Raw genomic sequence first — 20,583 nt, forward strand, 5'->3', positions numbered from 1 at the left:
GAGATATGATTATGATCACTGAGCGAGAAGAACACCTGAAAAATTTTCTCACTGAACAGGGTGCACATTATCAAGAGCAACAACTAAATGCTTTTGAGGGTTACTCTCAACCTGCTGACAGACACGCTCCAACCCTCAGCATTCTTGACCATAAAGCGATCATTGAATCAGCCGGCCCGGACACATTCAAGTTTCTTCAGGGACAACTCACCTGCGATACCAGCAAGCTCAGCACTGGTCAGTATCAAACGGGAACCGTCTGCACACCTAAAGGCAGAATGTATTCTCAGTTCAGCCTGCTGAAAACTTCAGATGAAAGCTGCCTGATGGCTATGCATGAAGGTTTGACCGAAACCACTCGCACTAATCTTGGCAAGTACGCCGTCTTTTTCAAAACCGAACTGCAGCAAAAAGAAGAGCTCTACTGTATTGGTCTTTCCGGAAGCGACATCAAATCTGCCGTTGCAACTGTCTTTGGCAACGTCCCTGAAGGAAATCAGGCTATTCAGATTGACGACAATGGCTGGCTGTTGGAAGTGGCCGGACTGTGTCAGCGCTACGAAGCCTGGTTAAACCTGGACAGGTTGACAAAGCTTTGGCCTGAGTTGGTAAAACATTTTACGCCAACGAATCAGCAAAACTGGCGTTTACTTGATATAGAAGCAGTGACCCCTGCACTAACACCTGCAGTTGTCGAGAATTATATTCCACAACACTTTAATCAACCCAGTCTGGGCAGTGTCAGTTTTCGTAAAGGATGTTACACCGGTCAGGAAATTGTTGCGCGAATGCAGAATCTGGGACAACTAAAGACCCGCTGCTACCGTTTAACAACTACTGAGACAGTGGAGCTGAAAGCCAACACTAAACTCTTCAACGAAGCAAGAAAAGCGATTGGCGAAGTCGTTGATTGTGTTCGTAGAAGTGACACGACAGAGCTTCTGGCGGTTATTCGTGTTGACGCTGCAGAAAGCAATACAGTGCAGACAGAATCAGGTCAACCTCTAACCTGTCATACCCTGCCTTATGGAATAGATCCTAAAGCCGAGCTTCAGCAATAAACACTGCTAGCCAACCGGCCTGTACAAAGAGTGCTTGAGAAAGTAAGGGCAAACAGTTTTTGCCCTTACTTCCAGTCCTTACTTTATAGCGCCTCAGAGAATCTCCGCTTCCTGCTCAATCTCATCCAGCAGGGTGCATGCCTCGTCAAAGTCGAAAGAACGGATACTCTTCTGCAATCTGTTGATGCTATTTTTGTTTACTTTGCCTGCCAATCCATGGAGCAGCTCTGACAGGGAATCAGTCACTGAAACATCACCTTCATGGAGCTGTTGCTTCATGGAACTCAGCAGATAAGAAAGCCGTTCGTTCTCTATCATGCCCTCGCCAATGCTCAGTTCTTCCTGAGCCTCGCCTGACAAAGGTGCGAGAGCATTCATGATGCGCTGAAACTCAAGATTGAAAGCACTTAACAGCTCATCACCGGGTCTTCCATTCTCCCCCCTCAGCGCTGTTTCCAGCTGTGTGGCTGCCTGTTGCAGTGATTCTGCCCCAAGGTTGCCACCCGCACCTTTAATTCCGTGAACAAGGAAGCGTGCTTCCTGCCAGTCTGAAGCGTCCAGAGCCGTTGCAAGCTTATCAAGGTCGTCCCGCTGGCTCTGGTAAAAACTCTTAAGCAAAGATAGATAGAGTTCTTCCTTGTTTCTGACTCTGGACAGGCCAAGAACCGTATTCACACCATCAATATCAGGCACTTCCGATTTCGACTCCAGATCCATATCAACAGGCGTTACCAGTGGCATAATCTCACTAGAAAGATCCGCGTTTAACCAGCGGGCAACCATCTCCTGAAGTTCAGCTGGATTGAGCGGCTTGGAAATATGATCGTTCATTCCCACCTGCAGACAGCGCTCTTTATCACCGGTCATGGCGTGAGCGGTCATGGCAACAATGGGCAGTGTCGCATTACCCATGTTGCGACGTATAACTCTGGTCGCTTGATAGCCATCCATCTCTGGCATCTGGATATCCATAAACACCAGATCGTATGTTTCGACCCCAAGTTTCGTAACAGCTTCACGGCCATTATCAGCAAGGGTAACCGTCAGCCCCATACCTTCTAGCAGCTCACGGGCGACCTGCTGGTTAATTTCATTATCCTCAACCAGTAGCACAGAGCCAGCAAAGGTTGCCTTGCGGGCAATACTGTCAATGCCTTTTCTGCCGCCACCGGTCTGCTTGTAATCCAGCGTCCTGAGAATAGTCTCCACCAGTACCGCACTACTCGCAGGCTTGATCAGAAAGGCATCCACTCGCCCTGTAGCCCGCGCCATAACTTCTTCACGACCATAGGCGGATACCATAATCATTGCCGGTGTCAGATCCAGCCCTTCATCCCTGATTATTTCAGCCAGCTGAATACCATCCATTTCCGGCATACGCCAGTCCAGTAAGGCAACAGAAATTGGCTTTTTATTACCACTGTTGTGCTCTTTGAGAATCTTCATGGCACTGGTGCTGTGATCAGCCTCAAGAACTTCACAGCCCAGATTGTTCAGCATATTGACCAGAACCAGACGGGCTTCAGCCGTATCATCAACCACCAGCACTTTAACACCAGATAGCGCATCGTCATGAAGATCAATGACTTCACCCAGACCCAACTCGACATCAAAACTGAAACAGCTGCCTTTATCCAGTTCAGACTCAACCTGAATATCGCCGTTCATCATATTGACCAGACTGCGGCAGATCGCGAGCCCCAGACCAGTACCACCAAATTTACGAGTGGTTGAGCCGTCCACCTGAGAGAAAGATTCAAACAGTTTCGCCTGATGCTCATTGCTGATACCAATACCGGAATCTTCAACTTCAAAGTTCAGCCGAGTACTCTTGCCGGTTCGTTCCAGCAATCTAACCCTGATTTTTACCTCACCGTTCCGGGTAAATTTAACAGCGTTATGAGTCAGGTTAATCAGCACCTGCCCCAGCCTTAATGGGTCGCCTGTCAAATGTCGCGGCACATCCGGCGCAATATCATAACTGAGGCCCACACCTTTTTCTTCTGCCCGTATATGAGTGACGTCATAGACATTGTCGAAAACATCACCGAGATCAAAATCAATGGCTTCCATATTCAACTTGCCGGCTTCAATACGAGAGAAGTCCAGAATATCGTTAATAATACCCAACAAGGCATGGGCAGAAGACTGAATCTTGCCGACATAATCCAGCTGCTTGGCAGACATGGTCGTTTGCAGAACCAGATGACTGAGCCCGATAATAGCGTTCATTGGCGTACGAATTTCATGGCTCATATTGGCCAGGAAGTTACTCTTGGCCTGGTTGGCCTGATCCGCGGCTTCCTTGGCTTTATGAAGCGCATCCTCTGCGTGCTTGCGATCGGTAATATCACGGCCGGTGGCAAAAAGGTAACCTTCCCCTTCGTATTCCATATAGTTGGCCGTCACCTCAACCGGAAATACCCGCCCTTCCCTGGTTTTACGCAAGGTTTCATAGGTCATTGCCTTGCGCATGGTCAGTTGATCCCAGAGTCGCTCCCAGGATGCAGAGGTCACCGCCGGATTAATATCCATGATGGTCTTATCCATCATTTCACCGGTCTCATAGCCCAGTGTTCGACAGGCTGACTCATTGACGTATTTATGACTGCCATCCTGACGGAACCAGTGAATATGGTCAGCAGCACGATCAAGCGTAAAGCGGGACATTGAGAGTTCCCGTTCACGCTCTTTCTGCTCGGTAATATCAATCATGGTACCGATGGCACGCAGAGGCGCACTACGACTGTCACGAAACACCACCTTACCCTTATTGCGGACCGTAGCGTAACTGCCATCTTTACGGCGTATCCGGTACTCACAGACGAAAGAGTTATCCGAGTGGGCAAACTGGTCGTTAAAGAAATCGGCCGTCGCTATTTTGTCCTCGGAATGAATCAAGCGACGCCAGGCGAGTGGCGTATTAACCATTTCGTCGCCTCGATAACCGAGCATGGTCTGATATCTTGGACTGAAGTAAATTCGATCATTGGCAATATCCCAGTCCCAGAGACCGTCCGAGGCCGCGTCCATCGCCAGCTGGTATCTCTCTTCACTTTCCCTGAGTGCACTTTCTGATAACTGTCTTGAACGAGCCACAGCCACCAGTTCACTAGCCCTTCGCAGCAAATCAGCTTCATCATTGAGCAACTTTTCTCGAGTCTGACGATTGATCAGGACAATACCGCCAACCTCTTCGCCAAACAGGGTCATGGCAACATAGATACCCTGAAGACCACCGCCATTAGTCAGTCTGCCCAGAGACTCATTACCCGCTGCGATCTGATCTTCGGTGGCATAGAAGAGTGAACAGATACCGTCATCAGAGGAGTGGTCACTGCTCTGAAAAAAAGCATCCTGCAACAAAACATCAAAATCCCGAGCGTTCATCTTGTCGCTGTAGCTCCAGAAATGCTCGATACTGGCCTGTCGATCATTTCTGGAATGAATAAAGGCCACTTCGTATTTCAGGTAGCCCGCCAGCTTACGCAGACAGTAATGAATGGCTTCATCCAGAGACTTATTCATAAATTTTCTGGAGATTTCACTGAGCAATCGATCCAGATCAGAGCGGGTTTTCAGTTCTTCCTCTGCCCTTTCTCTTTCACCAATCTCCAGAGTCAGTCGACGGTTCCAGTAGATAATCAGAATCAGTGTCACAAGAACCAGCAACAGGCCTATAAACAACTCCTTGTTTGGCTGCCAGTTCAGCTCGGTAATCGAGACCCAGCGACTGCTGATTTCATTGCGTTCAGCTTCGGTCAGACTGTCTACGGTTTTCTGCAGTATCGATCCCAGAATCGGCCAGTCATTGCGGCTGGCCAGCGCAAATTCATCGTCAAATCCGGCCTCCACTACGACGTGAAGATTAGTTACTTTCAATCGATCGAGCTCATAGCTGGCAGAGGCCAGGTTAGCAATTACCGCATCAAGAGAACCACTGGACACCCTGTTAATACCATTACTCAAACTGGCAATGGGTTTGAATTTAATACCGGGGTGTTTGGCACGAATATAATCAAGAGAGGCACTGCCTGCGATGTAGCCAACGCTTCGATCCTTAAGGTCATTGATATTTTCAATGGACTTGTCAGAGGTACGGGCAAGAATAACCGAAGGCACCTTAAATAATGGACTGGTGAAATCAAGATAGCGACTGCGCTCATCCGTTTTCTGGATCATACCCAGCACATCCGTTTCATGGCGGTAAGCCTTACCAATGGAGTCTGGCCAGTCACGGGTAGGATTCAAACTGAAGGTGACGCCCAGCCTGCTTTCCAACAAGCGGATATAATCCATGGCAATACCCTGATACTCACCTTCATCGTCCTGAAACAGAAAAGGCGGATTATCAGATTGCAGCTCGATACGGATTATCTGGTTCTGGGCCAGCCAGCGGCGCTCCTCCTCAGAAAGATTGACACGGGTAATGTTCTTGCCAAAGTAGCGATGGTCCGGATTCACCACCCAGCTGTCTTCAAGGTTTCGATACTCATCAAGAGAAATATCCGCTAACCCTTTATTAACCATCTCCACGAGTTGGCTCGGTTTCTCAAATGAAACCCCTGCACCTATAGCCTCATTCATGTTGAAATACTTGCTGCTGGTAACCTCTCCCATCAGACCCAATATACCCAGGGAGGACTCTACAACCACCGGCTCGCCGACAAAGGCATCAATCTCACCCGAGAACAGGCTGCGAATCATATCGTTGGTGTTATCTCTCGGAATCAACTGAACACCTGGCAACCACTTCTCTACAAACTCTTCATGGCTGGAGTCAGCAATAACACCCAGCTTTTTGCCATGAAGCTCTTCACTGAGATTAATCAGTGTCTGGCTACTACGGAAGTAGATACGTGAGTTCAAACCATAATAGGGTGTGGACATTCGCATCCACTCAGTACGTGCTTTTGAAGGTGAAATGCTGCCGAGGATATCGGCTCTACCTGCTTTCAGGGCTTCAATAATTTCCGGCTGATCGCCCATGCGAAACTTGACGGGTACACCGGTCTTTTCTGACCACTTCTCCCAGATGTCAACGTAGAGACCAGCCGGTTTACCCAATGCGTTCACAAAGGAGAGAGGGGAAGAGTTGGCATCCAGCGCCACCAGCAAAGTTCCGTTTTTACTGGCTGAATACCCCAGCCAGCGCTCAAGCACATCATTACGCTGACTGGCCGAGACCATTTCAAAACCGCTTTCAATCAGGAAACCCAGCGCCGAGCGCCCCTCACGAAACGCTGTGCGCAGTGAAACTTCGGGTTCGATCAGGCTTTTATAGATGGTGTAATCTGAACTGATGCCACGGCTATCAAGGTAGTACTCAAGCACATCAACATTTCCGGCGAACAGCCGCACCTTCTTGGCGGCTATGTCATCCACCATAAGCCGTTGATTGGCGTAATCTTCAAGTCTTGCTTCAGGTAACAGTTTTTTAAGCTTACCACCAGTATCACTGCCCTGTAGCACTGCCACCTTGTTATCTTCAAGCAGATCAGAAATAGAACGGAAGGAGATATCACTGCGAATAAACAGTGCGGTTTTACTTTTAAGAATTTCCCGGGTGCTGATACCATGAAGTTTCAAATCACCGGTCTGGCGAGTCATCGCCAGAATGTCGATATCATTGGCCCGAATTCTTGCCAGCGCCCGCTCTTCCGACATGGGATAAAACTGCACCGGTACGCCGATCTTCTCCGACCAGGCTCGCCACAAATCAAGGATCAGGCCATCCGGGTCGCCAGCGTCGTTAGTAAACGTCCATGGCAGGTTGTCCTTCATATAGGCAATTTTTATTGGCTTATATTCATTGGCACTGGCTTGATAAAAGGGAAATACCAATATAAGCAGAAACATCAGCAGGAGGCTGATGGAAAACCATGATTTTTTGTTATCGGGAGCAATGGACATATGGGCTCAGTTTTAATCGAAGTGGTGCGAAACACCGCTATTCTACTGCTAAACGAACGGTAAACCACTGAGGGATGTACGCAATTTTACACACACTCAGCCGATTTCCTATGCTTACAAAGACTGCCTATTAAAAATTGCTTAATAAACATTAAAATCAGCCAGGTACGCATAATGGATACCGAAGATATAAGCCTTGAGAGCATTGAGAATAGTAAAAATACCATCGCTCAGGCAGAAAAAATGATGATGCTAATGGCTGGCCTTAGAGGAAAACTCAATATAAAAGAGGGCGCTGGCAGGCGCTACCTTCAAAGAGTCAAACCCGATGCGGCCTCTCTTCACCAGGTTGAGCAGGAAATGGAGCAGTACACCGACAAATCAACCTCTTCCCCCAAATCCAGCAAAAAGAGATCAGCCCTGACCGGAGCTGTTCTCAGACACGGCAAGGCCTGATAGCCCGTTTTATAGTCAGGTCACAGTCATCTGGCTATTGACAGCAAATGCCAGCCAGTTAACAGTATCAGCTCTATTGATTCCAGCTGATACCCTTCAACGTGCTCACCATATATCACTCCAACCAGCTCGACCTGTTAAAGGACCTGCTGCTGGACCGCATACAAAAGCAGCCTCTCGACAACCCACTGTCTGAAGAGCAGATCCTCGTGCAGAGCCCCGGCATGGCCCAGTGGCTCCGACAGGAAATCGCCAGCGGTCTTGGTATCGCTGCCTCTCTTAGCTTTCCTCTGCCGGCCAGTTTTCTCTGGCAAACCTTTGTCGATGTTCTGCCTGATGTCCCGAGGCGCTCTGCCTTTAACAAGGAGGCCATGACCTGGAAACTGGTAACTCTGCTGCCAGATATGATCGCTGAGGAGCACTTTGAACCTTTACGTCACTACCTTGATAAAGACAATGATGGTGTCCGCTGCTACCAGCTGGCCGGCAAAGTCGCAGATATTTTTGACCAATACCTTGTCTATCGTCCGGAATGGATTGCCGACTGGGAAAAGGGACTGAACAGCCACGCTGATGGCCAACTCTGGCAGCCCATACTCTGGAGAGCTCTGGTTCAAAAAACATCGGAACTGGACCAGTCGCACTGGCACAGAGCCAATATGCACCACAGCTTTATTCATGCTTTAAACACCGACAAACAGAATAAACTGCCAAAACGTTTGTTTGTCTTTGGCATCTCGGCCATGCCGCCACATTTTGTCGATACTTTGAAAGCTCTGGCACAACAGACTGACGTCCATCTTATGGTCTGCAATCCCTGCCAGTATTACTGGGGCGACGAGAAAGACCCCAAGTATCTGGCTCGTCTTTCTGCCCGACTGTTCGCTAAAAACCTGTCAGGGCAACCCCCTTCTTCTCAACAGCGAGACTTGCTGCTGGACGAACAGTCGCAAGGAAACTCGCTGTTAGCTTCCATGGGTAAGCTGGGTCGTGACTATATCCATCAGCTGTTTGAACTGGAAGCCAATGAAATTGTCGCCTTTGTCGAAGGAAAAGATAACTCTCTACTTAATAAAGTTCAGAAAGACATTCTGGAACTGGAAGGTAACCAGAAGAGTAGTGACTTCACTATTTCACCGAATGACCGGTCACTGGTTTTTCATAGCAGCCATACCCCGCTCAGGGAAGTGGAAGTGTTGCATGACCAACTGCTGCAGCTGTTTGAGAAAAACCCGCAGTTAACGCCCAGAGATGTGGTGGTGATGCTGCCCGATGTCGATCAATACAGCCCCTGGATTCAGGCTGTCTTTGGTGGGCTGGATAATCAATATGAAGATTCCCGCTATATCCCCTATTCCATTTCTGACCGCAGTGCCAGCAACGAACACCCTGTCTTGCCCGGTATTCTGCAACTGCTGAACCTCGATCAAAATCGTTGCGGCGCTTCCGAGCTCTTGGAGCTGCTGGAAATACCCGCTATTCAACGACGCTTTGGCTTTGATGAATCCGGTTTTGAAACCGTACGTCAGTGGGTAACCGATGCCGGCATTCGCTGGGGAGTCACACCGGAGCATCAACAGATGTTCGACCTGCCCGCACGAGCCGGCAACTCCTGGCTATTTGGCATTCGACGCATGCTGCTGGCGTATGCCATGCCGGAGTCATCAGGTCTGTTTGCCGGGATTCTGCCTTTTGAGCCTTCTCAGGGAATGGATGCAGTTCTGGCTGGTCAACTGGCGCTGTTTATTGATCATACCGAACAGCTGATCAATACTCTGGATCAACCCAGAACCATCGAACAGTGGCGTCAGTTCTGCCACCAGTTAATAGAAGATTTTATCGAAGCTGAAGAAGACGACGAATACCCTCTGTTACTGGTACGGGAAAGTTTTGAACACCTGACCAGTCAGCTTGAAGATGCTGGCTACCAAGAAAACCTGTCAAGACCGGTGTTGCTGGATTACCTCACCGAACGATTGACGTCAGAACGCAGCAGCCAGCGTTTTCTGTCCGGTAAAGTGAATTTTTGTACCCTGATGCCCATGCGCTCCATTCCCTTCAAGGTGGTTTGTCTGCTGGGTATGAATGACGGAGCTTACCCAAGAAGCATGCCTCCGGTTGGTTTTGACCTTATGGCTCAATCACCGCGCAGGGGCGATCGTTCCCGCAGAGATGATGACCGCTATCTGTTTCTGGAAGCCCTGCTTTCCGCTCAGGATACGTTCTACGTCAGCTATGTGGGCAACAGCATTAAAGACAACAGTGAACGAATACCTTCAGTGCTGGTCAGTGAGCTGCTGGAATACTGCAATGATTACACTGGAGAGAAGAGTGCAGAAGATAGGTTACTGCACCAGCACAGCCTGCAACCTTTCAGCCCTGCCAACTTCAAGCTGAATAACGAAGAACGCAGCTACGCCCGTGAATGGCTACCTGTCGCTGAAGGCGATTCAGAAGCGTTAAAAGCCTTTACAAAGAACAAACTAACGGAGGCTGAAAAGCCCCAGCAGCTGGAAGTCACTGAACTATTGCGTTTCTATCGAAACCCTTGCCAGTACTTCTGCAATCGTCGTTTAAAAGTATTCTTCGAGGATTACGCCAGTCAGCCGGAAGATACCGAGCCTTTTGAAGTTGATCCGCTAGACAGCTATCAGATTCGCCAGTCACTGACCGGCCTGCTGCTAACTGAAGCCGATGTTGATGAATACAGTCAGCGTCTGAATGCCACCGGACAACTGCCCCATGGTGCCTTTGGTGAACTGCTGCTGGATGAGCAACAGCAATCGGTGCAACCACTGGCATCGGACGTTAAATCACATCTGATAGCGTCCAGAGATGATATCGAGGTGAATCTCAACATTGAGTCCATTCAGCTCACCGGCTGGCTTCGACAAATTTACCAGTCAGGCCCAGTACGATACCGCCCTGCCCGGCTTAAGGCTCGGGACATTCTCTACGGCTGGATAGAACACCTCTGTTATTGCGCGGTGACAAAAAAACCTGGCAGTACCCGACTGTTTGCACTGGATAAGAACGCTCACTTCGACCCGGTCGACAAGGATATTGCCCTCGACCACCTGACTACTCTGGTGAAACACTATCTCGATGGCATGAACGAACCACTGGCCTTTTTCCCGGAAACCGGCATGGTTTGGCAACAGCACTTTGGTAGAGAGAGCGGTAATGAAGGCGGCAATGAGAGCGACAATACCGCAGCGGCAGAACTGGCTGCCCGTAACACCTTCTATGGCGGCTATATGAAAATGGGTGAGTCTGAAAACGCTTACATTACCCGTATCTATCCGAGCCTTGAAGATGTTTTTCCCGATTTCAAAAAGCTGAGTCTGGAAATTTTTGACCCAGCCCTGCAACACTTCAACCTGGAGAACCGTGATGACTAAAGAAGTAACGGTTCACAAGTTGGATGCCAAAACCATTCCTCTTTCTGGCAATCGACTGATCGAAGCCAGTGCCGGAACCGGTAAAACCTACACCATTGCCAACCTTTATCTGCGACTGGTCGTCGGTCATAAGGTGCTGTCACCACTGACAGTTGACCAGATACTGGTCGTAACTTTTACCGAAGCCGCCACCGAAGAACTGAGAGACCGTATCAGAAAGCGACTTCAGGTAGCACGAAAGGCATATGAAGGCGAAGCAACAGACGACGACTTCATTCAATTTCTATTAAATAGTCTCGACCGCCACGCCGAGCGAGCGCAGCTACTGCTGGCCGCTGAACGACAAATGGATGAAGCCACCGTATTCACCATTCATGGCTTCTGTCAGCGTATGCTGAAACAGCATGCCTTTGAAAGCGGCACGCTGTTTTCCAGTGAACTGATTACTGACGAACATCAACTGTTGCAACAAACTACCGCTGACTTCTGGCGTCGACATTTCTACAGCCTTGATAAGCCACTGGCACGATTAACGCGCAAACTCTGGAAAACACCGGATGCGTTGCTTTCCAGCATCAGAAGCTACCTTGGCAAACACGACCTGACGGTTTATACCGGCCAGCTGCCAAAGGATATGGAAGCGTTTCAAAAGAGGTGCATTGAACCATCTCTCAACCTCAAGGCACTCTGGAAGGAAGAGCAAGAGCAGATAGAAGAGCAATTGCAGGAAGCAGGTCTGAAGAAGACCGCCAAGCCTCTTAAACGCCTGCCCCTAATGGCACAGTTTGCCCATGGCGATGAACTCTTCCCCAACCTTGGTCGCAATGAAAGCTGGGATATTTACAGTACCGCCAGCCTTAAGAAAGCTCTGAGTAAATCCGGCAAAATGCCCGATCACCCAGTTTTCCAGAAGATTGACGAATTATTGAATTCCGGTCTCAGCATCGCCGATGCCTTTGAAGGGATGATCATTAACAGTGCGCTGAAGGAGGTGAGCGTCAATCACCACCAGAATCTGGCAGACAAACACCAGATGTCGTTTGATGATCTGCTGGGTAATATGCGTGCTGCACTGTACGGCCCGACGGGCGATGCACTGGCTCAGGCTGTTCGCAAACAGTTTTCAGTCGCCATGATTGATGAGTTTCAGGATACCGACCCTCAGCAGTACGCTATCTTCAGTCGTATTTATCCAGCAGAAAGCGACAACAGTAGCGATCACAAGAACACGGAATCAAATTCCGGACTGTTTATGATCGGCGATCCAAAACAAGCGATCTATGCCTTTCGTGGTGCCGATATTTTCACCTATATGCAGGCTCGAGAGCAGGTTACCGCTCATTACTCTCTTGATACTAACTGGCGTTCCACCAGCGCCATGGTGAACGGCGTCAACCGGTTGTTTTCTGTCAGCGATAATCCGTTTATCTATCAGGAGATTCCTTTTGAGTCGGTTCACCCGTCTCCTGTCGCCGATCAGAAAAAGCTGCTGAATTCAGGGCAGACGGTTCCAGCGATACAGCTCTGGTTGCAGGAATCCGATGGAAAGGCCATTGGTAAAGCTGACTATGAGCAGACCATGACTCAGGCGACAGCCCGGGAGATTAACCGGCTGCTGACTCAAGCCAAATCCGAACAGGTCTGCATAGAAAAGAAAGGCAAGCAGGAAGCATTAAGGGCCGGTGATATTGCTGTTCTGGTGCGTACCGGACGACAAGGTCAGATGATTCGCGACGCATTGGCTGACCAAGGCGTTGCCAGCGTTTATCTCAGTAGCAGCGACTCCGTGTTTGCCTGCCAGGAAGCTCAGGACATTCTCAGGTTGATGGATGCCTGCCTGACACCCAATAACGACAGAGTGCTGCGTTCGGCACTGGCGACACCGGTTCTGAATATGACCGCTCAGGAGCTGGATAATCTGAATCAGGACGAGCAGGCATGGGAAGGTTATGTTGACGAGTTTCTTGGCTATCAGAAAATCTGGCAGCATCAGGGACCGCTGCCCATGCTTCGCACTCTGTTAAGGCAGCGACGTATTGCCGAGAAACTGCTTTCTACGACTTATGGTGAACGACGTCTGACAGATTTCCTACACATCGGTGAGCTACTGGCATCAGCAAGCCTTAAGCTGGAAAGCCCGCACGCTTTACGTCGCTGGCTGTCGGAACATATTCACTCCCCTGACTCCGGCGCGGACGATCAACAGCTGCATCTGGAAAGTGAACGAAACCTTGTTCAGATCGTTACCATTCACAAATCCAAAGGTCTGGAATATCCCATCGTTTTCCTGCCCTACATCTGCAGCTTCAGGGAAAACAAGGATCCTCTGTACCATCAGGATAATAGAACGGTTCTGGACCTGACCGGCAACGAACAATCCTTTCTTCAGGCTGAAAAGGAACGACTGGCCGAAGACCTTCGCCTTCTATACGTAGCCCTGACCCGCTCAGTACACAGTTGTTATCTTGGTTTGGCACCTCTGAAAGCCGGACCTGGCAAGAAAGGAGAAAAGACCGACCTTCATAAATCAGCCATTGGTTACCTGCTCGGCAATGGCGGCGAAGTCACCTGTGCTTCACTGAAAGACAGTTTGACGACTCTTGCTGAAGAACCCTCACTGGTTACTCTTCAGCCGCTTCCGGTAGAGCCGTCTGCACTCTACGAACCTCCTGTCGAAAAGAGCCTTGAGCTGGCCGCCAGAACCTTTCAACATCAGATTGAAAAGAACTGGTGGGTGACCAGTTACTCTGCGCTGTCCAAGACCTCTCACAGTAAGCCTAGCCAGACGACACTGGATGCGAGTACAGAGTTATCCAATCAGGAGCTGGCTGAACAGGAGCAGTTAGCCAACAGCGATAACGCCGACGAAATCGAAGAAACGCTGGATATCTTCCATTTCCCCAAAGGTGCTCGACCGGGTACGTTTATGCACACCCTGTTTGAAGAGTATCCACACGACAGCAATCAACCAGATGTCATCAGCCAGTTTGTGCAGGAACAGCTGGAGAAAGAAGGTTTTGAAGAGAAGTGGTCCGATACTCTGACAGGCATGCTGGAGCACTGCCTGGAAACCCCTCTGGATGGCGATCAGTTGAAACTTGGTCAACTGTCAGCACAGCAACAGAAAGCCGAGATGGAATTTTATCTGCCAGTATCTCGCCTCAATGCCAATGAGCTGAACACACTGTTGACCAGTGAAGACCCGCTTTCTGCCAAAGCCGGTGCTCTGGATTTCAGAACCGTACAAGGCATGTTGAAAGGCTTTATCGATTTGACCTTTGAATACCAGGGTCGCTGGTATGTGCTGGACTACAAGTCCAACTGGCTGGGCAAACAGGTGGATGATTACCTGCGCCCACAAATGGAACAGGTCATGATTGAGCATCGTTACGACCTTCAGTATCAGATTTACAGCCTGGCATTGCATCGCTTGCTGAAAATCCGTCTGCCGGATTATGACTTCGAACAACACTTTGGCGGTGTCTTCTATCTGTTCCTCAGGGGTGTGCGTAATGACAGAGATGATCAGCCCGGCATCTTCCAGCACCGCCCCAGCCTGCAACTGATCAACAAACTGGACAGCCTGTTTGCCGGAGAGCCATCATGCTAAATGCTTTACAACAGCTCATGGACAACAAAAAAATCCGGCCTCTGGATTATCAGTTTGCCCGTTTAATGAGTGAACTCGATGGTAATTCACTGACTACCCTGTCTTCTGCCCTGCTCAGTTATGAGCTGGGCAAAGGTAATGTCTGCCTGCCCCTGTCATTCTTTGATCAGAAGGTTTTCTTTGACCAGAACGCAGTCACTACCGCTGATTTAAAAAGCTGTATCAATCTCAGCGGTCAACCTGATGCTGATCAGTTACTGTCTTCTCCTGTCATCGACAATGGCCAACAGCTCACGCCAATGGTGCTGGATAACGATAACCTCTATTTCTACCGGTACTGGCAGCATGAATGTGCTGTTGCGGCCTTTTTGAACCGCAGCAACAAGCAGGCCATTGATATTGATCAGGCTCGAAATATTCTTGATCGCTTATTTCAGAGAAATTACACCTTTCTGCAGTCAGTGCTTGATCTGCAAAGCGATGACAGCAATCTGAAGGAACAACTGATCAAATGGCTGGATATTGAACACACTGACCCGATTGACTGGCAAGCCTGCTTGCAAACCGTTAGAACAGCTCAATCTCCGGAACAACTCCAATCACTGGACACACTTATTCCACAGCAATACTGCCTGAACTGGCAGAAAGTAGCCGCAGCACTGGCGGCCTGTCAGCCTTTTTGTGTAATAAGTGGCGGACCCGGTACTGGTAAAACGACAACGGTTACACGTCTGCTGGCCATGTTGATTGAAATGGGCGCTCAGGCCGGAAAGATTCCAGATATCAAACTGGTTGCACCGACAGGTAAAGCGTCAGCACGACTGACAGAGTCCATTGGTGGCGCACTGTCAGGGCTGCATTGCACCGATGAAATACGCAATCTGATTCCGACTCAAGCTGGCACTATTCACCGGTTGCTGGGGGTTATTCCCGGCAGCCCGGACTTCCGTCACCATGCAGGTAATCAGCTACATCTGGACATTCTGGTGGTGGATGAAGCCTCCATGATCGACCTCAGTCTGATGCGTCGGCTGTTAGATGCTCTGCCCGATCATGCTCAAGTCATTCTACTGGGCGACAGAGACCAGCTGGCGTCTGTGGACGCTGGCAGTGTTCTGGGTGATATCTGCAATGCTGCAGACGGTGGTTACTCGGAGATGCAGTCTGAGCAGCTGGAACAGCTCACTGGCTTCAAAATGAAAGAATGGCAGAGTGACACTGACTTGCCTATTCGCAACCGCTTCTGCCTGCTGAGAAAGAGTTACCGTTTTGATGCCCGATCAGGTATTGGCACACTGGCAAAGGCCGTCAACGAAGGCAACCTACCCGGAATTGAATCCGCTTTCTCAAACAGCGAGTTTCAGGATATTCAGCGACACAGTTTGCACGACAACGACTATGACCAGATGATTAGGCAGGCCGCTCAAGGCTATAAATATTATCTGGATGCTATCTCGGAAAAACTTGGTGAACGAACCATCATCAAACGTTTTAACCAGTTCCGACTATTGTGTGCTCTAAGAGAAGGACGATACGGCGTAGAAGGCTTGAATGAAGCCATTCGTGCACAGCTGGCCCGCATGAACTGCCTGCCTTCTGCAGGTCTCTGGTATACCGGTAGGCCGGTATTAATTACCCAGAATGCCCATGGCCTGAACCTCTATAACGGTGATATTGGTATTGCCCTGCCCGACGACAATGGCAAGTTGAAAGTTGTGTTTGAGCTGCCTGATGGCAGTATTAAGCATTTGTTGCCCAGTCGTTTACCAGAGCATCAAACCGTGTTTGCCATGACCATTCATAAAAGTCAGGGTTCAGAGTTCAATCACACCATGATGGTTCTGCCTGACCAGATGGTACCTGTGCTGTCCCGTGAGCTGGTTTATACCGGTATAACACGAGCCAGGAAACGGCTCGATATCTACTGCGACAATAAGGTGATGGGGCAATCGGTTATCAAGCGAACCGAGCGCTTTTCAGGGCTGGTTGAACGGTTAATGTTATAAAAATCTATTGTCTACGGATACGGCTGTTTACCTAATATCTGGCAGTTACTCTGCTCTCGCTCTTGCAATATAAAGCGCCAGCTCATCAGGAATACATCCAGCATTTCAACAAAGGAAACATTGCTCAGCAGATTCAGGTTATCAAGCTCACTCTGATAGCCCAGAGTGTGTTGAGCATTAAACCGCTCTGTAGCTGTCAGATTTATATCAACGTAATCAGGATCGATGATCAAAGGTGAGCGCCCCACCGTCACTGTATGGGTAGGAGACTGATGCACTCCGGAGGCAATATCATAAATATTGAACAGCCATGGAGGAGTAAGAAGGATAAAACTGATCATCGAGCTAACCATCGGGTTCAGTTTATCCAGAGCCTCTGTCGGATCATCCATCATCAACTCTCCAAGCCCTCTCAATAATGACTCCTTGTGAGAAAGAGATAACATGGGAGCCTTGCTCAGAAATGCTTGAGTGATCGCTGGCTCAAACTCAAAACCAAAAGACTCACGAACAAATCTTTCTGACTCTTCCAGCAATGGCCTGACAAGCGTTGTTGACCAGCGCAAATCACTGTATGTCCAATCATACAGGCCATGGAATAACATCAGCGTAACCCCATCATGAAGAAAATTTTTCACTAAATGTCTGCGATTTACAGGGACTTCTGACCTCTGTTCAGGGTTTACAACAGGAGCAGTGCTCATGGCACTACGAAAAGTCGCAAATAGCATTTTCATAAATTTTGCCCTGACACTGTGCGCCATTAATGTCGTGGCTGGGCGTGTCAGGCTGATATAGCCCGTAGTATAATCAACATTATCCCTGACCAGTTGCTCAAGTTTTCTGTAGTTGTATGCCCACCTGGCATTTTCAATCCAGATCGCCTGCTGCTTTTTATTGTATTCCTTCCACATACTGTGCACAGCAGGCTCGACCGCTGCTTCCCAGTCAGAGTTTGATTCATCCAGTTGATCCAGAAACAGGCGATCGCGCATCTGAAGATCTTCAAATTCAGATTCGGTCATGTTTATGTCTCTGGTTTTATATTGTCTGAATCGTCGATCCATTCGATCAGAGATACGTTGTTGGATCGGGCCAACATAATCCAGCCAGTACCGAAAAATTCTGACCAGCTTTTTGATGTCTGCACCTTCATAGGCAAGATCATCCAGAGTAAAAACCAAATGATTGCCCAGCCTGGCTATGTGAGAAGGATGCATCAAGTAGCGAATATAGGGAGCACCAAACAGATATTGCGCGCCAAGGTACTGTTTGGCCGAAAATAATGCAGGACTGGCTGCCGCTATACCGCTTTGAACTCCAGGACTGAACAGATACTCCAGAGTTTGACTAACCACTGTCTGAATTTTGTCCCGTTGCTCCACAGGAAATACATTTGCGATGTCTGATATTTTTTTGCCAGTATGAGCAACGCTTGCAACACCACCATAGTAAATCCAGTCATTCCATACTGCGCAGGCTATAGACTCCATAAGAAAAGTATTAAGGTTGCTTAATGTTGTCAATGCCAGCGACAGTCTCTCTTTATTACTGTATTCAAAACGAAGAGCGTCATAACCTGAAGGATTGTTATTCTCAGCCAGAGCGTCAGAGCCGGTTTCTTGTGTGCCATGAATATCAGCCAGACCAGTCGTATATTCTGGCCCTTGAGGCACTTTTAAAAGCTCCTGGAACCTTACTGGTGCAAAAGATGCTGACTGACTTTCACTGCCCACCATAATCGCACGACGTTGGCCTAATCCAATGGCAAAAGCTTGTTGAGCACCTTCTGTGCTTTCGGTCTTAAGGAGAGCATTCCACGCGTGAACCAGTCTGAAAAAAGATTCCCAGTCCAAGTTCATATCTGGATACAACTCTTGGACGAGCGGATCTGACTGCGGTGTGTACCCACTCTCGCCTTCAGCAGAGTCTATTGGTGTTGGTGATGTCAGTGACGCAACAGCTTTATCTTCAACCTGAAGAGCTCTATTTTTTGATGAGACTCGAGACTCATCAACTGAGCCAGAGGGCCGGCTGTCTGCATTCTGATAACTATCACCCAAATGGCTATCGTCTAAGTGACGATCTGGTGGAGTGCTCCCAGTGGGTTTATCTGTACTAGTTGCCGATATGGAAGCGACAAGCTCATCATACTCAATCACTGGCAACGGCACTTCTGGCCTAAGAGCCACATTAAGACGTCTACGCTGATGAGCTTCAATCGCATTCTGCAGCACAGGGCTGAGAACAAGCCTTAATGTTGTGTCCTGTTGTCCGCCTTCGACTTGACTCTCACCTTTTACATCCTCTGCAGATGGAATCTGTTCACTGTCTGTAATGATTTCTTGAGTAACGGATTCGCTTGTTCCACTCTGAATCGGAACGGCTGGAGGAATCAACGGCTGCTCTTCTCTGATCTGTCTGAGCCCTGATAACGCGTGAGTTATAACATCCTCTTCATGGCCATCGAAAACCTCAGAATTCATTAAACGATTCAACTCCTCTATTTCATGGTTGACTGCTATTTCAACAGAGAAGGTTGAGAAGAAATCAGTCATCGCTTTTCTAAGCTTATCGTCTTCGTTGAGACGCGAATGCTTGAAAATCTCATCCAAGCCACTACGTAGTTTTGCCGTTGTAGCGGATGACCCTTTCGCAGGTGAACTGACCGATGAATCTGCTTTTTCATAAGCGGTCATACCAACCCAGTAGCCTAAAGGCCCTGTAGTATCATCTTGCTGGGTTTTATCCAGCAATGCTTTTGCTGCCCTTGATACTTTTTGATGCGTAGTAAGATCAACCCGTTGATCCGTATTAACCCTACTCGTTGTACCCTTATTCTGGTGCTCCTGTTTCTTGTTTAAAACCAGAACATGCTCTTCATACAATTTTTTTAGCCTGGACACACCAGACTGGTATTCAGCAACAACACCAAAGATCTCTTTTATCTCCCTTTCCGCATGAAGGATACTAATTGTTGAATACGTACCAATAGGGGATTCATGATCGGATGAAACTTTTTTTAACCAGGGTACAAGATTCTTAAAATAAAATGGCCAGAATTCTCTTTTACTCTTGTCTATTTCCTCCAGTATTTTGATGGTATCAAGCATTTTCTGTTCAACTTTTTTGGTTTGCTCTTCCAAACTTACCGATGTTTGTACTGGTTCACTAAAAACGCCTGAACTCTCTGTATCAGAAACTACACTCGCGGCATCAAGAGACAGCTGACCACTGTTTATACCCGTTTGAAACAATTTTTGAATTTGCTCAGGCGAGAGAGAGGCTTCAGTGTACTCAACGCCTCTTGAATGAAGTAACTCTCCTGATGCAGTCAATGGCATGACCGCTGGCTGTGACTCTTCACTGCCCGCGCCTCTAAGCCAAATCAGTGAAGTTTTTGTCAACTGTTCGTTCTGAAGAACAATGGAAGGAGAGTCACCGGCTTTTAATCTTATAACTTCAAAACCAGGCAGCTCAGACATCTCGGACGACGGTGCTGTGAACTCGGAGATAGTTAATGCGTATCGAATCGTAGAGTCAAAGGGGAAGTGTGCATCACTTTCAGACAAATCGAGTATCTTTTGCAACACAACCAAACTAATATCAGGCAGCGGCTCAATAATAACGGTATGTTCCTGTAACGTTTTGGTAGCAGTTAAAGGACCAATAATTTCATTTATAGAATCTGGTTGTAATGGCACAGGAAAGTAATTAGTAGTAAATATTCTGTTTGAAAACAAGCTTCCGCCATCCGCTTCCGAAAGTTCTTCAACAGAATTCATTTCTATATTGACGTTTTCACTTTTTTTTAACTGATGATCCATTCCATCAAAAAAATGCCTGATAGTACTGGTGTAGATTACATTTACTTCTTTTGTTTCAGGGGTATAAATTAATCTAACCTTTAATTCATTATTCTCTTCATAGTAATAGTCGACGGTAACTGAAGAGCCCTCAAAAGATTTTTTTTCTAATTTAAATTTCTTACTGCTATCTTCCGGAGGATCACCACCGACACAAACTTGCACTACTCCACTTATCATTGCAGCGCTGAATAAAATAACAATCGCTGCACGGTACCAATACATTATTCCAACTTCCTGACAGTGAATGAGTATTAGTATATTTCATGC

The 20,583-nt window shown here is 48.2% G+C and carries 7 protein-coding genes; 5 read left to right on the forward strand and 2 right to left on the reverse strand.

Annotated features, from left to right (window positions below):
* The first annotated feature begins 11 nt into the window (after nt 1–11).
* Nucleotides 12–1,061: a folate-binding protein YgfZ gene (locus tag EOPP23_RS17990; protein WP_194842667.1), complete on the forward strand. Its 1,050-nt coding sequence runs from the start codon at nt 12–14 to the stop codon at nt 1,059–1,061.
* A 93-nt stretch (nt 1,062–1,154) separates the two neighbouring features.
* On the opposite strand, the gene EOPP23_RS17995 is transcribed toward EOPP23_RS17990, so the two are convergent.
* Nucleotides 1,155–6,974 (reverse strand): transporter substrate-binding domain-containing protein, encoded by a 5,820-nt coding sequence (locus EOPP23_RS17995; RefSeq protein WP_153767387.1) that lies wholly within the window; start codon nt 6,972–6,974, stop codon nt 1,155–1,157.
* 174 nt (nt 6,975–7,148) lie between these two features.
* Between EOPP23_RS17995 and EOPP23_RS18000 the strand changes: the two genes are divergently transcribed.
* The 4 genes from EOPP23_RS18000 (at nt 7,149) to recD (ending at nt 16,447) form a co-directional block, all read left to right on the forward strand.
* Nucleotides 7,149–7,430, forward strand: a complete 282-nt coding sequence (locus EOPP23_RS18000; RefSeq protein WP_153767388.1) for a hypothetical protein — start codon at nt 7,149–7,151, stop codon at nt 7,428–7,430.
* A 101-nt stretch (nt 7,431–7,531) separates the two neighbouring features.
* A complete protein-coding gene (gene recC, locus EOPP23_RS18005; protein ID WP_370514815.1) occupies nt 7,532–10,831 on the forward strand; it encodes an exodeoxyribonuclease V subunit gamma in 3,300 nt (1,099 codons plus the stop codon).
* Nucleotides 10,824–14,441 carry an exodeoxyribonuclease V subunit beta gene (recB, locus tag EOPP23_RS18010; protein WP_153767390.1) on the forward strand — a complete coding sequence of 1,206 codons (3,618 nt, stop codon included), beginning with the start codon at nt 10,824–10,826 and terminating at the stop codon, nt 14,439–14,441. Before recC ends, recB begins: the two co-directional genes overlap by 8 nt.
* Nucleotides 14,435–16,447, forward strand: coding sequence for an exodeoxyribonuclease V subunit alpha (gene recD, locus EOPP23_RS18015; protein WP_153767391.1), 2,013 nt, complete (start codon nt 14,435–14,437; stop codon nt 16,445–16,447). The genes recB and recD overlap by 7 nt, the downstream gene beginning before the upstream one ends.
* A gap of 11 nt (nt 16,448–16,458) precedes the next feature.
* Here the strand turns inward: recD and EOPP23_RS18020 are convergent, their stop codons facing one another.
* Nucleotides 16,459–20,538, reverse strand: a complete 4,080-nt coding sequence (locus tag EOPP23_RS18020) for a hypothetical protein (protein ID WP_153767392.1) — start codon at nt 20,536–20,538, stop codon at nt 16,459–16,461.
* Nucleotides 20,539–20,583 lie beyond the last annotated feature (45 nt).

It is taken from the genome of Endozoicomonas sp. OPT23, from assembly GCF_009653635.1.
GTDB lineage: Bacteria > Pseudomonadota > Gammaproteobacteria > Pseudomonadales > Endozoicomonadaceae > Endozoicomonas_A.

What these genes read in the sequence shown, in the direction of transcription:
- recD (WP_153767391.1), top strand. Translation starts at nt 14,435, where the DNA reads ATGCTAAATGCTTTACAACAGCTCATGGACAACAAAAAAATCCGGCCT.
- recB (WP_153767390.1), top strand. Translation starts at nt 10,824, where the DNA reads ATGACTAAAGAAGTAACGGTTCACAAGTTGGATGCCAAAACCATTCCT.
- EOPP23_RS18000 (WP_153767388.1), top strand. Translation starts at nt 7,149, where the DNA reads ATGGATACCGAAGATATAAGCCTTGAGAGCATTGAGAATAGTAAAAAT.
- EOPP23_RS17995 (WP_153767387.1), bottom strand. Translation starts at nt 6,974, where the DNA reads ATGTCCATTGCTCCCGATAACAAAAAATCATGGTTTTCCATCAGCCTC.
- EOPP23_RS18020 (WP_153767392.1), bottom strand. Translation starts at nt 20,538, where the DNA reads ATGTATTGGTACCGTGCAGCGATTGTTATTTTATTCAGCGCTGCAATG.
- EOPP23_RS17990 (WP_194842667.1), top strand. Translation starts at nt 12, where the DNA reads ATGATCACTGAGCGAGAAGAACACCTGAAAAATTTTCTCACTGAACAG.